At 72.8% G+C, this 14,880-nt stretch carries 13 protein-coding genes; 8 read left to right on the top strand and 5 right to left on the bottom strand.

Features of this window, described 5'->3' with window-relative positions; translation table 11 throughout:
- Positions 1-120: 120 nt before the first annotated feature.
- Positions 121-906: a lysophospholipid acyltransferase family protein gene (locus tag AC6CH9_RS17870; protein ID WP_498156109.1), complete on the bottom strand. Its 786-nt coding sequence runs from the start codon at positions 904-906 to the stop codon at positions 121-123.
- Positions 907-963: 57 nt separating this feature from the next.
- Here AC6CH9_RS17870 and AC6CH9_RS17865 point away from each other — a divergent pair, with 57 nt between their 5' ends.
- On the top strand, positions 964-1,590 hold the full coding sequence (locus AC6CH9_RS17865; protein ID WP_498156108.1) for a hypothetical protein: 627 nt from the start codon (positions 964-966) through the stop codon (positions 1,588-1,590).
- A 55-nt stretch (positions 1,591-1,645) separates the two neighbouring features.
- Here the strand turns inward: AC6CH9_RS17865 and AC6CH9_RS17860 are convergent, their stop codons facing one another.
- Entirely contained in the window at positions 1,646-2,593 is a 948-nt protein-coding gene (locus tag AC6CH9_RS17860) for an ROK family glucokinase (RefSeq protein ID WP_498156107.1), read from the bottom strand.
- A 260-nt stretch (positions 2,594-2,853) separates the two neighbouring features.
- Between AC6CH9_RS17860 and AC6CH9_RS17855 the strand changes: the two genes are divergently transcribed.
- A complete protein-coding gene (locus AC6CH9_RS17855; protein WP_498156106.1) occupies positions 2,854-4,671 on the top strand; it encodes an AMP-dependent synthetase/ligase in 1,818 nt (605 codons plus the stop codon).
- A 69-nt stretch (positions 4,672-4,740) separates the two neighbouring features.
- Here AC6CH9_RS17855 and AC6CH9_RS17850 read toward each other — a convergent pair whose 3' ends face one another.
- The gene (locus tag AC6CH9_RS17850) at positions 4,741-6,183 is read right to left on the bottom strand and encodes an NYN domain-containing protein (RefSeq protein WP_498156105.1); all 1,443 of its coding nucleotides are present in this window, start codon (positions 6,181-6,183) and stop codon (positions 4,741-4,743) included.
- A gap of 125 nt (positions 6,184-6,308) precedes the next feature.
- Between AC6CH9_RS17850 and AC6CH9_RS17845 the strand changes: the two genes are divergently transcribed.
- On the top strand, positions 6,309-8,153 hold the full coding sequence (locus tag AC6CH9_RS17845; RefSeq protein WP_498156104.1) for a DEDD exonuclease domain-containing protein: 1,845 nt from the start codon (positions 6,309-6,311) through the stop codon (positions 8,151-8,153).
- A complete protein-coding gene (locus AC6CH9_RS17840) occupies positions 8,147-8,428 on the top strand; it encodes an Lrp/AsnC family transcriptional regulator (RefSeq protein WP_024840033.1) in 282 nt (93 codons plus the stop codon). The genes AC6CH9_RS17845 and AC6CH9_RS17840 overlap by 7 nt, the downstream gene beginning before the upstream one ends.
- A gap of 40 nt (positions 8,429-8,468) precedes the next feature.
- On the opposite strand, the gene trpD is transcribed toward AC6CH9_RS17840, so the two are convergent.
- Together trpD and AC6CH9_RS17830 are read right to left on the bottom strand one after the other, a co-directional pair.
- Positions 8,469-9,566, bottom strand: a complete 1,098-nt coding sequence (trpD, locus tag AC6CH9_RS17835; RefSeq protein WP_498156103.1) for an anthranilate phosphoribosyltransferase — start codon at positions 9,564-9,566, stop codon at positions 8,469-8,471.
- 33 nt (positions 9,567-9,599) lie between these two features.
- Positions 9,600-10,037, bottom strand: a complete 438-nt coding sequence (locus AC6CH9_RS17830) for a response regulator (RefSeq protein ID WP_047234754.1) — start codon at positions 10,035-10,037, stop codon at positions 9,600-9,602.
- Between the two features lie 316 nt (positions 10,038-10,353).
- Here AC6CH9_RS17830 and ctaE point away from each other — a divergent pair, with 316 nt between their 5' ends.
- The 4 genes from ctaE to qcrB all read left to right on the top strand — a co-directional run bounded on the left by ctaE (position 10,354) and on the right by qcrB (position 14,675).
- The gene (gene ctaE, locus AC6CH9_RS17825; protein ID WP_087472315.1) at positions 10,354-11,004 is read left to right on the top strand and encodes an aa3-type cytochrome oxidase subunit III; all 651 of its coding nucleotides are present in this window, start codon (positions 10,354-10,356) and stop codon (positions 11,002-11,004) included.
- 73 nt (positions 11,005-11,077) lie between these two features.
- Positions 11,078-11,857: a cytochrome bc1 complex diheme cytochrome c subunit gene (gene qcrC, locus AC6CH9_RS17820; RefSeq protein WP_498156102.1), complete on the top strand. Its 780-nt coding sequence runs from the start codon at positions 11,078-11,080 to the stop codon at positions 11,855-11,857.
- Positions 11,854-12,915, top strand: coding sequence for a cytochrome bc1 complex Rieske iron-sulfur subunit (gene qcrA / locus AC6CH9_RS17815; protein WP_498156101.1), 1,062 nt, complete (start codon positions 11,854-11,856; stop codon positions 12,913-12,915). Before qcrC ends, qcrA begins: the two co-directional genes overlap by 4 nt.
- A complete protein-coding gene (gene qcrB / locus AC6CH9_RS17810) occupies positions 12,912-14,675 on the top strand; it encodes a cytochrome bc1 complex cytochrome b subunit (RefSeq protein WP_336726850.1) in 1,764 nt (587 codons plus the stop codon). The genes qcrA and qcrB overlap by 4 nt, the downstream gene beginning before the upstream one ends.
- Positions 14,676-14,880 lie beyond the last annotated feature (205 nt).

Genomic DNA, 14,880 nt, shown 5'->3' with positions numbered 1-14,880 from the left:
TCAGAACCTCTCGTAGGACGGATCCTGGCCGGACGGACGCGGTCCGGCGGGGGTGGCGGCGACGGCGGCGGGCACGTGCCCCGCGAAGGGCACCATGAGCACTGCGCGACCGGCCGTCGCTCAGTCTACTGACGTCGCGCGGGGCTCCGGCGGCGGTTCCGGGACCTGGACGTCGGGGGCCGGACGTCCGCCGGGCGCCCCGCCCGCCTCCTCCGACCCGGTGTGCCCCGCGGCGAGGCGCGCCTTGGCCGTCGCGGCGTAGATGTCGACGTACTCCTGGCCGGACAGCCGCATGATCGCGTACTGGATCTCGTCCGCGACGGCGCGCAGGATGAAGCGGTCGTTCTCCATGCCGCGGTAGCGCGAGAAGTCGAGCGGCTCGCCGACGACGACCCCGATGCGCATGGGCTTCGGGATGACCTTGCCGATCGGCTGGGCGATGTTCGTGCCCACCATCGCGACCGGCACCACCGGCGCGCCCGACTCGAGCGCGAGGCGCGCGACTCCCGTCTTGCCGCGGTACAGCCGACCGTCCGGGCTGCGCGTGCCCTCGGGATAGATGCCGAACAGGTCACCCTCGCGCAGGACGCGCAGGCCGGTCTCGAGCGCGGCCTCGCTCGCCTTGCCGCCGGCCCGGTCGACGGGGATCGTGCCGACGCCGCGCATGAACCCGGCCGTCAGGCGTCCTTTGACCCCCGTGCCCGTGAAGTAGTCGGACTTGCCGAGGAACTGGACCTTGCGGTCGAGGACGAGCGGAAGGATGAAGGAGTCGATGACCGCGAGGTGGTTGCTCGCGAGGATCGCACCCCCCTCGTCCGGCACGTGCTCGACGCCCCGCGTCCAGGGACGGTACAGGACCCGCAGGATCGGGCCGACCATCACCTGCTTCATGAACCAGTAGAACAACGTTCCTCCTCGCGGGGTCCCGGCGCGGGACGTGCATCCGACTCTAGAGTGATTCCTATGGCCGCACCGAACGCCCAGCCGGACTCCCCGCAGCCCGACGACGCACCCGACCCCACGCCCGACGACGCGTCGCGGGGCCCCGAGCACCCCGCCGACCCCGACGACGAGGACGCCCGGCCGGACGACGCGCCGGGCCAGCCGGCGCTCGACCTCGACGCGCAGTGGGCCGGCATCGTGGCCGAGCTCTCCGACCTGTCCGACCTCGACCGGGACGCTGCGCGCGACCCGGAGGCTGCTCCGGGCGGCACCGAGGGGCCCTCCCCCACGCCACGCGAAGGCCGCGACGTGCTCGGGTCCGTGCCGGTCGCGCCGTGGGTCCGCACCAGCGGCCCCCGCGACTGGCCGACGACGCCGGAGGTCGAGGACCTCGAGGAGGCCGAGAGCCACTTCGTGCCGCCGGACCCGCCGCTCGTGCTCGGCCGCGACCCGCTCCTCACCATGGCGTGGGCCCTGGTCGTCGGCGTGCCGATCCTCCTGCTGGTCGTGCTCGTCGTCGTGCGCCCGTACCCGGTGATCGTCGCGCAGGTGGGCGGCGGGGCATTCCTCGCCGGGCTCGCGATCCTGCTGTGGCGCATGCCCCACCGCCGGGACGACGACGACGAGGGCCCGGGCGCCGTCGTCTGACGCCCGGGCCTCACCTGCACCTGGTCGCGCCCTCCCGTCGGCCGGTCGTCGGCGGTCAGCGGCGCGCGAGGTCCGCCGCGCCGACGATCCCGGCCTCGTTGCCGTGCTCGGCGAGCTCGATGCGCGCCTCGGGACGGTGCCCGCGCGCGGAGAGCTGGTCCGCGAAGGCGCGGCGCACCGGCTGGAGCAGCAGGTCGCCGGCCGCGCCGACGCCGCCGCCGATGACGATGAGCTCGGGGTCGAGCAGCGCGGTCACCGAGGCCGCGCCCTCGCCGATCCAGCGGCCGAGGGTCGCGAGCAGCTCGACCGCGAGGTCGTCGCCCTCCTGCGCCGCCTGCGTGATCTGCGGGCCGTTGAGCTTGTCCGGGTCGCCGCCGCAGATCTCCAGGAGACGCGTCGCGCGGTCCGGCTGGGCGATGAGCGCGTTCTGCCCGTCGCGCACCAGGGCGCGCCCGGACGCGTACTGCTCCCAGCAGCCCTCGTGGCCGCACCCGCAGTAGTGCCCGCCCGGCACGACGCGCATGTGGCCCACCTCGGCCGCGACGCCCCACTTGCCGCGCACGAGCTCGCGGTCGACGACGATCGCGCCACCCAGTCCCGTCCCGACCGTCAGCATCAGCATGTCGGTCGCGTCGCGGCCGACGCCGAACTGGAACTCCGCCCACCCCGCCGCGTTCGCGTCGTTCTCGACGACGATCGACACCTCGGTGTCCCCGATGAGCTCGCGCACGTTCCTCGCGAGCGGGTACTCGCGCCAGGCGATGTTCGGCGCGAAGAGCACCGAGGTGCGGTCGGGGCTGACGAAGCCGGCCGCTGCCAGGCCCATCGCGCCCACCTCCTGCTCGGCGGTCAGCTCGGCATACACGTCGGCGATGGCGCGGTCGATGCTGGCGACGTCGTCGGGCTCGGTGTCGCGGCGCGTCTGGACGAGGATCTCGCCCTTCTCGTCGACGACCCCGGCCGCGATCTTCGTCCCGCCGATGTCCACACCGATGGCGTGCATGTCCCGTCCTCACTCGCTCGGTAACCGCTGACTAACCGCTGGCTGGAAGCCTCACGCTGCGGGTGCTGCCCACGCACGGGCCACGCACGACGACGGCTCGCGACCCCGCGCCCGGGTCGTCCTGCCGGAACTCCGCGCCCGCGCGAAACGTTGCGCAAGCAGCGCACAGCACCTGAAGCCTACCGACATCGACAGGTCCCGGGCACACACCGCCACTGGGTAGGGTTCTCCCACCGTCGACTACTGCCACTGGAGCCAGAATGGACGAGATCAGCGCCCCACGGATCGTCGAAGTCGATCCCTCGAAGAACCTCAACGACCTGCTCGCGAGCCGCGTCGCGGCCGACCCGGCGGCGCCGATGGTCGAGCGCCGCGCCGGCACCGACGGTGCGTGGCAGGCCCTCAGCGCCCGCGGGTTCGACGCCGAGGTCGTCGCCGTGGCGAAGGGGCTCGTCGCGCGCGGGATCCAGCCGGGCGACCACGTCGGCATCATGTCGCGCACACGCTACGAGTGGACGCTCCTCGACTGGGCCACGTGGGCGGCCGGCGCCGTGCCGGTGCCGCTCTACGAGACGTCGAGCGCCGAGCAGGTGCAGTGGATCCTCTCGGACGCCGACGTCCGGCTGCTCGTCGTCGAGACCGAGGCGCACGCGGCCACCGTCGGTGAGGTGCGCGACCAGGTGCCCGCGCTCGGCGACGTCCTCGCCATCGACTCCGGCGCGATCGCGACCCTGACGGCCGACGGTGCCGCGGTGGAGGACGCCGAGATCGAGCGGCGGCGCGGCCTGGCGAACCTCGCCGACGTCGCCACGATCATCTACACGTCAGGCACGACCGGGCGCCCCAAGGGCGCGGAGCTCACGCACCAGAACTTCTACTCGCTCACGGTCAACGCCGTGAAGGCGGTGCCCGAGGTGTTCGGCGAGCCGGGCGGGCGCACGCTGCTGTTCATGCCGCTCGCGCACGTGTTCGCGCGGTTCATCGGCGTGCTCGTCGTCGCCGGCGGGACGGTGCTGGGGCACACGCCCGACACGAAGACGCTGCTCGACGACCTCGGCACCTTCAAGCCGACGTACATCCTCTCGGTGCCGCGCGTGTTCGAGAAGGTCTACAACTCGTCCGAGCAGAAGGCTGCGGCGGGCGGCAAGCTGAAGATCTTCCACTGGGCCGCCGCGACGGCGATCGCGTACTCGCGCGCGCTCGACGAGCCGTCCGGCCCCGGCCTCGGGCTGCGCCTCCAGCACAAGGTCGCCGACGCGCTCGTGTTCAAGAAGCTCCGCCACGCCCTCGGCGGCCGCGCCAAGTACGCGGTCTCCGGTGGCGCGCCGCTCGGCGAGCGGCTGGGGCACTTCTACCGTGGCATCGGCGTGCGCATCCTCGAGGGCTACGGGCTCACCGAGTCGACGGCACCGACGAGCGTCAACCGCCCCGCGACCACGAAGATCGGGACCGTCGGCGAGCAGCTCCCGGGCTGCGCCGCGCGCATCGCCGAGGACGGCGAGATCCTGCTCCAGGGCGACCACATCTTCCGCGGCTACCACAACAACGAGCAGGCCACGGCCGACGCGTTCGTCGACGGCTGGTTCCGCACGGGCGACCTCGGCTCGCTCGACGAGGACGGGTTCCTGCGCATCACCGGCCGCAAGAAGGAGATCATCGTGACCGCGGGCGGCAAGAACGTCGCCCCCGCCGTCCTCGAGGACCGCATCCGCGCCCACGCTCTGGTCTCCCAGTGCGTCGTCGTCGGCGACCAGAAGCCGTTCATCGGCGCGCTCGTCACGCTCGACCCCGAGGGGCTGCCGGGCTGGGCGAGCATGCACGGCAAGGAGCCGATGTCGATCGAGGACGCGGCCAAGGACCCCGACGTCCTCGCCGCCCTCGACGCCGCCGTGACGCGCGCCAACCAGGCCGTGTCGCGGGCCGAGTCCATCCGCAAGTTCACCGTGCTCACCACCGACTTCACGGTCGAGAACGGCTACCTCACGCCGTCGCTCAAGGTGAAGCGCAGCGAGGTGCTCAAGGACTTCGCGGCCGACGTGGAGGCGATCTACGTCGACGGACCCGCCCCGGTCCGCTGACGCTCGACGGTCGTTCGACGACGCCCGCACGGCCCTCCCCGGCACCCCGCCGGGGAGGGCCGTCGGCGTTCAGCGGCGCGCGAGCCGCGCGAGCAGCGCCTGCGCCGGGACGCACACCGCGCCCATCGCCTGCACGTCGTCCGACACCGCGCGGTCGCTCGTCACCACGACGACCGGCCGGCCCGCGGGCTCGGCGGCGACCAGGCGACGGATGAGGTCGTCGGCGATCTCCCCCGACGAGAAGAGCACGCGCACGCCGCGCGGGGCGTGCACCGGCCGGGCGGCTCCGTCGGCGCCGTCGAAGCACACCGTGACCTCGGTGCCTCCCGCCGCGACGCGCAGGAGTCCGTTGAGGAGCCGGTCACGCTGCTCGGCGAGCGTGAGGTCGCCGAAGCCGGTCTTGGTCACGTTGTAGCCGTCGACGACGAGGTGGGTGCGCGGGACGGAGAGGAGGTCGCCGAGCAGCGCGGGATCGTCCGCCGCGCGTCCGCGCGACCCGGGCCGCGGTCGCGCGACGGCGTCCGGCAGCGCCGCGGCGACGTCCTCGGCCGGGGTCGTCGTGGCGGGCCCGAGCGCGAGCTCGCGCCGCAGGCCGGTGGCCGCGTCGACCACCGTGTCGAGCAGGAGCCGCGCGCGTGCGGTCGCGACGTCGGCCGCCGACGTCCGCGCGCGCCGCGCCTCGTCCCGCTCCGCGCGCGCCCGGGCGAGCTCGACGCCCGCGGCGCGGCGCTCCTCGCGCGCGTCGCGCAGCGCCCCGTCCGCCTCCGCCCGCTGGGCCGCCGCCGCCTCGAGGGCGGCACGGGCCTGCGCCCGTGCCCGGTCGGCGTCCGCCCGCAGCCGCCGCTCCGCGCGTCGAGCGCCGGCGAGCTCCGCCGTCGCGGCGTCCGCGCGCGCGGCGGCGTCGCGCGCCTGCGCCCTCAGCTCCTCGACCTGCGCGGCCAGCCGGTCGCGGTCGCGGCGCAACCGGGCGACCTCGCTGCGCTCCGAGCGTTCGGTGCGCAGCGTCGTGTCGAGAGCGCGGGCACGCTCCACGGCCGACTCCCAGCCGTCCGGGCGCAGGAGGAAGGCACCGGCGGCTCGCTCGCGGACGAGGGCGGGCGCGGTGGGGCCCTCGCCGCCCGGTTCCACCGTCGTGTCGGCCTGCGGTGTCGGCGTGGGGTCGTCGGGCAGTCCCGCGTCGTCCGGGACCGAGCGGTCCGACGGCGCACCCGTCGCGGTCCCGTGCTCGCGTGACCAGACGGCGGCGACGGCATGACGGAACCCGGCGTCGTCCACCAGGGCGCGCCACAACGGCGCCGCACCGGCCGACGCGCGCCGGCGGGGTGCAAAGGCCTTGACCCGTTGCAGGGCGACGGGGACGAGGACCGGGTCGAGCGTGCCGAGCACGTCCGCCGCCGCCTCGACGAGCAGGGTGCGCACCGCGGGCGGGACGCCGCCCGCGGGCCCCTCCTCGTCCGAGCTCTCGGCCACCATCCGCTGCGCCTCCTGCGTGTCCGCCATCGGGAGTGCCACCGGACATTTCGTCCCTGATCGTCCCGATTCCCCAGGGCACCACCCTATGTCGTGCCCGTGCCCGGACGAGGACCCCGCCGTGTCCCGCCTCGGCCGTGTCGGTGGCCGTCGCTAGCCTCGCCGCCATGTCGTCCGGACCCCTCCTCGCCTCGTCGCGCGAGGGGTCCGCGCCACGGGGCGTGCCCGTCCAGGCCACGCTCGACGACCTCGGGACACCGCTGCGCGACGTGACGTTCGTCGTCGTCGACCTGGAGACCACGGGCGGGTCGCCCGCGGGTGCCGGGATCACGGAGATCGGCGCCGTCAAGGTGCGCGGCGGCGAGGTGCTCGGGGAGTTCCAGACGCTCGTGGACCCCGGAGTCCCGGTCCCGGCCTTCGTGGCCCGGCTGACGGGGATCACCTCGTCTATGGTCGCGACGGCCCCGCGGATCGAGGCCGTGCTGCCGAGCTTCCTGGAGTTCGCGCGCGGCGCCGTGCTCGTCGCGCACAACGCACCGTTCGACATCTCGTTCCTCAAGGCCGCGTGCCGGGCCGCCGACTACGAGTGGCCCGGGAACCAGGTGCTCGACACCGTCCCGCTCGCACGCCGCGTCGTCACCCGCGACGAGGCTCCCAACCACAAGCTCGCGACCCTCGCCGCGCTGTTCCGGGCCACGGTGACGCCCGAGCACCGCGCGCTCGCCGACGCGCGCGCCACGGTGGACGTGCTGCACGCGCTCCTGGCGCGGCTCGGGCCGCTGGGCGTCACCCATCTCGAGGACCTCGCCGGTGCGACGGACCCCGTGCCCCAGGACGTGCGGCGCAAGCGGCACCTCGCCGACGGGCTGCCCGACGCGCCCGGCGTCTACCTCTTCCGCGGGCCCGGGGAGGAGGTCCTCTACGTCGGCACGTCGACGTCCATCCGGCGCCGCGTCCGGTCCTACTTCACGCGCTCCGAGAAGCGCAGCCGGATCACCGAGATGGTGCGCATCGCGCACGCCGTCACCCCGGTCGTCTGCGCGACGCCGCTCGAGGCGCAGGTGCGCGAGCTGCGCCTCATCGCGGAGCACGCGCCGCGCTACAACCGGCGGTCGCGCCACCCCGAGCGCATGACCTGGGTCCGGCTCACGGACGAGGCCTACCCTCGCCTGTCCGTCGTGCGGGACGTCCGTGCCCCGGCGGCGCACATCGGGCCGTTCGCGTCCAAGCACCAGGCCCAGGCCGCGGTCGACGCGCTCCACGACGCGTTCCCGCTGCGCCAGTGCACGCGCCGGCTCCCGGTCGTCGCCTCGCCCGGGGCGACGGCGTGCGTCCTCGCCGAGATGGGGCGGTGCTCGGCGCCGTGCACGACCGTCGCACGCGACACCGGGTACGCGGCCGTCGCCACGGGCGTGCGGGAGGCGTTCGAGGGCGACCCGTCGCACGTCGTCGCGGAGCTCGGCCGCCGGATCGTCGCGCTCTCGCGCGACGAGCGGTTCGAGCAGGCGGGCGAGCTCACGCACCGCCTGCGGGCGTTCCTCACGGGCGCGGCGCGAGCCCAGCGGCTCGCGCCGCTCGCCGCGTGCGCCGAGCTCGTCGCCGCCCGCCCGACGGACGCCGGTGGGTGGGAGGTCGTCGTGGTGCGCCACGCGCGCCTGGCCGCGACCGGAGTGAGCGACCCCGGCGCGGACCCGTGGCCCCTCGTGCACGCGCTCGTCGCGACGGCGGAGACCGTGGCCCCGCCCGTACCGCCCGCCCCGGCGAGCCATCCCCACGAGGCCGAGATCCTGCTGTCGTGGCTCCAGGAGCCGGGCGTGCGGATCGTCGAGGCCAGCGGTCCGTGGGCGTGCCCGGTCCGGTCCGCGGGGTCGCACGTGGACCTCGCCGCCACGGCCCGGGACGTCGCGCGCCACGCCGGCCCGGGTGGCCGACCCGACCTGACGCACGCGGCGCCCGGCGTGACCGTAGAGTGGTCGCCAGTCGACGACCCGACCCCGGAGGAACCATGCTGACCGCCATCGTCCTGATCGACACCGACCCCGCCCGCATCCCCGAGGTCGCGTCCGAGGTCGCGGACCTCAAGGGCGTCAGCGAGGTCTACTCGGTCACGGGCAAGGCGGACCTGGTCGCCATGGTCCGGGTGCAGGAGCACGACCAGCTCGCCGACGTCATCGCGGACCGCATCAGCAAGGTCCCGGGAGTCGTGCGCACCGAGACGTTCATCGCGTTCCGCGCCTACTCCAACGTCGACCTCGAGCAGGCGTTCGCGCTCGGCCTCGACGACTGACGAGGCGGCCGGCGAGCGCCGACCGCCTCGCCCTGCAGGGTCAGTCCCGCGCCGCGGCCTCGGCCCAGCGCGCGAGGACGTCGCGGGCCGCGCCCGTGTCCACGCTGCGCGCCGCGATCTCGTAGGCGGCGCGGAGGCGCGCGGCGAGCGCACCCTCCGAGGTCCCGGGCAGCGTGCCGTCCGCGACGAGCCCGGCCGCCGCGTTGAGCAGCACCGTCTCGCGCACCGGGCCGGTCTCGCCCGCGAGGAACCGGCGCGCCACGTCGGCGTTGTGCGCCGCCTCGCCGCCCCGCAGGTCGGCGATCGTCACCGGCGCGAGGCCCAGGTCGGCGACCGGGTCGAGCCGCTGCTCGGCCACGACGCCGTCGCGCACCTCCCAGACCGTCGCGCCGCCCGTCGCGGCGAGCTCGTCGAGCCCGTCGTCGCCGCGGAACACGAGCGCCGAGGTCCCGCGCCCGGCGAGCACCCCGGCGATGAGCGGCGCCATGCGCGCGTCCGCGACACCGATGGCGGCCGCACGCGGCTGGGCGGGGTTCGTCAGCGGGCCGAGGACGTTGAACGCCGTCGGGATGCCGAGCTCCTTGCGCGCGACGCCCGCGTGGCGCATGGACGGGTGGAAGACCATGGCGAAGCAGAACGTGATGCCCGCCTCCTGCACGATGCGTGCCACGCGCTCGGGCCCGTGGTCGAGCCGGATGCCCAGCTCCTCGAGCACGTCCGCCGCGCCCGACGACGAGGTCGCGGCGCGGTTGCCGTGCTTGACGACCCGCACGCCCGCGCCCGCGATGACGAGCGAGGCCATCGTCGAGATGTTGACCGTGTGCGCGCGGTCCCCGCCCGTGCCGACGATGTCGACCGCCGGCCCGTCCACGGTGAACCGGCTGGCGTGGGCCAGCATCGCGTCCGCGAGGCCCGTCAGCTCGGCGACGGTCTCACCCTTGGCGCGCAGCGCCACGAGGAAGCTCGCGAGCCGCACGGGCGACACCTCACCGGACATCACCTGGTCCATCGCCCAGGCGGTGGAGTCGGCGTCGAGGTTGTGCCCCGCGACGAGCTCGGTCAACAGGCCGGGCCACGTGAGCCCCGTGCCCGTCGAGTCGCTCGTGGTCGAGGCGGCGGGGTGCGGGGTGGCGGTCACGGGTGGCCCTTCGGCTGGTCGGTCTCCTGTCGGCTACCGCGTGCCGGCGGCACGCAGCAGGTCGGCGACGGCGCGCTGGAGGGCGACCGCGTCGAACGGTCGGGGCACCGCGTCGTCGGCGAGCGACCACGATGCTAGCCAACCGTCCTGCGGCCTGCCGGTGAGGACCAGGACGGGCGGGCAGCGGTAGACCTCGTTCTTGAGCTGCCGGCACAGACCCATGCCGCCGGCCTTGTCCGCCTCCCCGTCGAGGACGAGCAGGTCCCACCCGCCCGCGTCGGCGGACGTCACGACCGCGGCCGGGGTCGCGACCTCGAGCCACTCGATGTCTGGCTGACCCGCACCCAGCCGACGCCCGACGGCGAGGCGCACCTGCTCGCGCACCGTCACGTCGTCGCTGTAGAGGAGGATGCGCGGCGCGCGCGGGGTCACGCTCGTGTCCCCGTGCGTCGTCGTCACGGTCGTCGTCATCGTCGTCACCGTCGCCTTCGTGGTTCCTCGGGTGGTCCGGGACGGTGCGCTCCAGCACCTGAGGCGCGCGCGTCCCGACTGGCATCTTGGCACGTCGGAGCGGCTCGCAGCACCCCCTCGCACGGTGTCGGCGCCGACCGGCGAGGGACCCGGGACCAAGGGCCCTGGCCGGGCCTGCGAGCGCGCCAGTTTCATGGCAGTTAGCAGCGATCCGTCACCAAGTGCAGGTCTCCGTGGGAAGATCTGGAGACATTGTGAGATTCACCGCCTCAGGGCGGCCGTCTGCGTGCCGCGAAGGGGCCGTTCGTCGGCCATAATGGCTCCTGTGTCGACCGCAACGGCTGCCCCCCACGCCCATCAGCACGTGAGCGTCAACCGACCGAACCCCGTCTCGGTCGGGACGATCGTGTGGCTGGCCAGCGAGCTCATGTTCTTCGCCGGCCTCTTCGCCATGTACTTCACGGTCCGCGCCGTGATGCCCGCCGACGAGTGGGCCCTGCAAGCGGACAAGCTCAACCTGACCTTCGCGGCGATCAACACGACCGTCCTGGTGCTGTCGTCGGTGACGTGCCAGATGGGCGTGTGGGCCGCCGAGCGCTTCCAGCCCGTGCGCACCGGATCGATCTTCCAGGTGAACCGCTGGGGGATGAACGAGTGGATGACCCTCACGTTCCTCATGGGCGCGTTCTTCATCGGCGGTCAGATCTTCGAGTACGCCGAGCTCGTCGAGCACGGCGTCTCGATCTCCTCGACGCCCTACGGCTCCGTCTTCTACATCACGACCGGCTTCCACGGCCTCCACGTCGTCGGCGGGCTGATCGCCTTCCTGTTCCTTCTCGGCCGCTCGTTCTCGGCCAAGAACTTCGGGCACCACGAGGCCACGACGGCCATCGTGACGTCCTACTACTGGCACTTCGTCGACGTCGTGTGGATCGCGCTGTTCTTCGTGATCTACATCCTGCGCTGACGACGCTCCCGGGGCCCGCCCCGGCACGCCCACCCGCCCCCTGCTCCCCCACCTGCGAGACGAGGATCATTTCGTGAAGGCACTCGCCGCCCGCAGACACCACCGCCTCGCGCCGGTCGTGCTGCTGCTGCTGGCGCTGCTGGTCACCGGTGGCGTCTACGCCGCCTTTGCACCGACTCCGGCCAACGCCGAGACCGCCAGCACCGAGGACATCGAGACCGGCCAGAAGCTGTTCCAGGCCAACTGCGCCACGTGCCACGGCCCGAACGCCGAGGGCACGGACACGGCTCCGTCGCTCGTCGGTGTCGGCGCCGCGTCGGTCGACTTCCAGGTGTCCACCGGCCGCATGCCCATGCAGATGGACGGTCCGCAGGCCATCCAGAAGCCTCGCCAGTTCGACGAGGAGCAGACGGCGCAGCTCGCCGCCTACGTCGCCTCGCTCGGTGCCGGCCCGGCGATCCCGACGGACGAGCAGGTCGACGCCTCGCTCGGCGACGTCGCCAACGGTGCCGCGATCTTCCGCACCAACTGCGCGATGTGCCACAACGCCGTCGGGGCGGGCGGCGCGCTCTCCGAGGGCAAGTTCGCGCCCCCGCTGTGGGAGACGTCGGAGCGCAACATCTACCAGGCGATGCTCACCGGCCCGCAGTCGATGCCGGTCTTCAACGACGCGACCATCACGCCCGAGGAGAAGCGCGACGTCATCGCGTTCCTCGAGTTCCAGCGCGAGGGCTCGGCAGGTGGCCTGTCGCTCGGCTCGCTCGGCCCGGTCAGCGAGGGCCTGTGGGCCTGGATCGTCGGAATGGGCCTCCTCATCGGGGCCGCAGTGTGGATCGGAGCGAAGTCCTCGTGAGCGACTACCAGAACCCCCGGTCGCCCGAGTCCTCGCACCGCGAGGTCGGGCACCGCGAGGAGCACGGAACCCTCGACACCTTCCCGGACCCGGGGCTGCCCGAGCACAAGAGCCGCATGGCGGACCGCGACCCGAAGGCGTCGAAGCGCGCCGAGCGCCAGGTCGCGACCCTCTTCGGCATCTCGGTGATCGGCACGATCGCCGCGCTCGTCGTCTACTTCGTCATCCCGCCGGACGGGACCACGGCAGGCGTGCGCCTGTCGACGCTCTCGCTCGGCGTGGCCATCGCCTTCGCGCTGCTCGGCATCGGCCTCGGCGCCGTGCACTGGGCGAAGGTCCTCATGTCCGACCACGAGAAGGTCGACGAGCGGCACCCCATCGCGAGCGACGCCGAGACGCGCGTCGATGCGATCGCCGAGCTCGAGGCCGGCGCCAAGGACTCGGGCATCGCCCGCCGCGGCGTCCTCAAGGGCGCGGTCATCTCCGCGCTCGCGCTGTTCCCCCTCACCATCGCCGTCCCGCTCGTCGGCAGCGTCGGTGGCGACTGGAACGTCTCGAAGTTCAAGCACACCCTCTGGAAGACCGGCACGCGCCTCGCGATCGACCCGTCCGGACGGCCCATCAAGGCCGCGGACGTCACGATCGGCTCGGTCGTGCACGTCATCCCCGAGGCCTCCCAGGAGGAGATGCAGTCCCACGAGTGGATCACGGAGAAGGCCAAGGCCGTCGTCCTGCTGGTCCGTCTCGACCCGCGCGACATCGTGTCCGACCAGTCCCCGCAGGGCGAGACCTGGTCGTACGACGGCATCGTCGCGTTCTCCAAGATCTGCACGCACGTCGGCTGCCCCGTGGCGCTCTACGAGCAGCAGACGCACCACCTGCTGTGCCCGTGCCACCAGTCGACCTTCGACGTGGCCGACAGCGCGAAGGTGGTCTTCGGGCCCGCGAAGCGGCCCCTGCCGCAGCTGCCGATCACCGTTGATGACGAGGGCTACCTGGTCGCCCAGAGCGACTTCCACGAGCCCATCGGCCCGAGCTTCTGGGAGCGTCTGAAGTGACCACCAGCACCGGAACCGCCGCACCGAAGGCGGCCGCACCGAAGTCAGCCGCGCCGACGACCCCCGCCGGCAAGGCCGCGGACTACCTGGACCAGCGCACCGGCATCGGCGTCGCCGTCAAGGAGTTCGCGCGCAAGGTCTTCCCCGACCACTGGTCGTTCCTCCTGGGCGAGATCGCCCTGTACTCGTTCGTCGTCCTGATCCTCACGGGGATCTTCCTGACGATGTTCTTCGTGCCGAGCATGTCGCTGGTCACCTACCACGGCGAGCCCGCGTCGATGAACGGCGTGCTCATGTCCGACGCGTTCGCGTCGACGCTGCACATGTCGTTCGAGGTGCGCGGTGGTCTGCTCATGCGGCAGATCCACCACTGGGCGGCGCTGATCTTCCTCGCGGCGATCGTCACGCACATGATGCGCGTGTTCTTCACCGGCGCCTTCCGCAAGCCGCGCGAGATCAACTGGCTCGTGGGCATGCTGCTCATGATCATGGGCCTCGCCGCCGGCTTCTCCGGCTACTCCCTGCCGGACGACGTCCTGTCCGGCAACGGCCTGCGCATCACCGACGGTGTCGTGAAGTCGATCCCGCTCATCGGGTCGTACCTCTCCTACTTCATCTTCGGCGGCGAGTTCCCGGGCGAGCACATCATCCCCAGGCTCTTCACGGTGCACATCCTGCTCGTGCCGGGCCTGATCCTCGCGCTCGTCGCGCTCCACCTGTTCTTCGTCGTGCTGCACAAGCACACGCAGTACCCCGGTGGCGGCCGCACGGACACGAACGTGGTCGGCTACCCGCTGTTCCCCGTGTACGTGGCCAAGGCCGGCGGCTTCTTCTTCGTCGTGTTCGGCATCCTCGCCCTCATGGGCGGCACGATGGCGATCAACAACGTGTGGAACTATGGTCCGTTCGACCCGTCACCGGTGTCCGCGGGAGCGCAGCCCGACTGGTACATGCTGTTCCTCGAAGGCTCGCTACGACTCATGCCGGGCCAGGCGGAGTTCGTGACGTGGGGCGACTACACCGTGCCCCTCAACGTCCTGATCCCCGCCGTGGTGGTACCCGGCCTGCTCTTCACGTTCCTGTTCGTCTACCCGTTCCTCGAGGCTGCGGTGACGAAGGACAAGCGTGAGCACCACGTGCTCGACCGCCCGCGCAACGTCCCGGTCCGCACCGGTCTGGGCGTCGCCTTCCTCACGGCGTTCATCATCCTGGCGCTCGCCGGGTCGAACGACCTCATCGCGACGCACTTCCACATGTCGATCAACACGATCACGTGGGCGTTCCGGGTCCTGTTCTTCGTCGGTCCGTGGTTCGCGTTCTGGATCACCAAGCGCATCTGCCTCGGCCTCCAGCGCAAGGACCGCGAGCTCGTGCTCCATGGTCACGAGACGGGCCGGATCGTGCGGTTCGCGCACGGCGAGTACATCGAGGTCCACCGCCCGCTCGACGAGCAGGAGCGCTGGCTCCGGGTGAACTACCAGGCCCACGAGCCGCTCGAGATCGAGCCGGCGACGGACTCGCGCGGCGTGCGCCGCAAGGGCTACAAGAAGGACAAGCGCCTGCAGCGCCTGTCGCGGTTCTTCTACGAGGACCGGATCGAGCCCGTGACGCCCGCCGAGCTCGCGGCCGCGCACTCGCACGGCGAGCACGACGCACTCGAGGGCGAGAGCCACGAGCAGATCGAGGCCGGTGCCGCCACCGTCGGTGGTGGGCGCGATCTCGTCGAGCCGGAGAAGGGCGCCGACGAGCGTCGACCCTGAGGTTCCTGCACAGTAGGACGATGACCCGCGACCAGTCCCCTCATCGAGGCGGACAGGTCGCGGGTCATCGTCGTCTCGGCACCCGGGTGCGGGTAACCGCGCCCGCCTGAGGGCCTGAGACACCGCCAGTTCACCGCACAGCGGCCGCGGGACGCTCTCCCGTGGTCCGTACCAGGAGGTACTCCGGATGCCCGTCTACACCCTG

Source organism: Cellulosimicrobium sp. GQ32, assembly GCF_059758455.1.
This window is presented reverse-complemented; position numbering and strand designations above follow the sequence as displayed.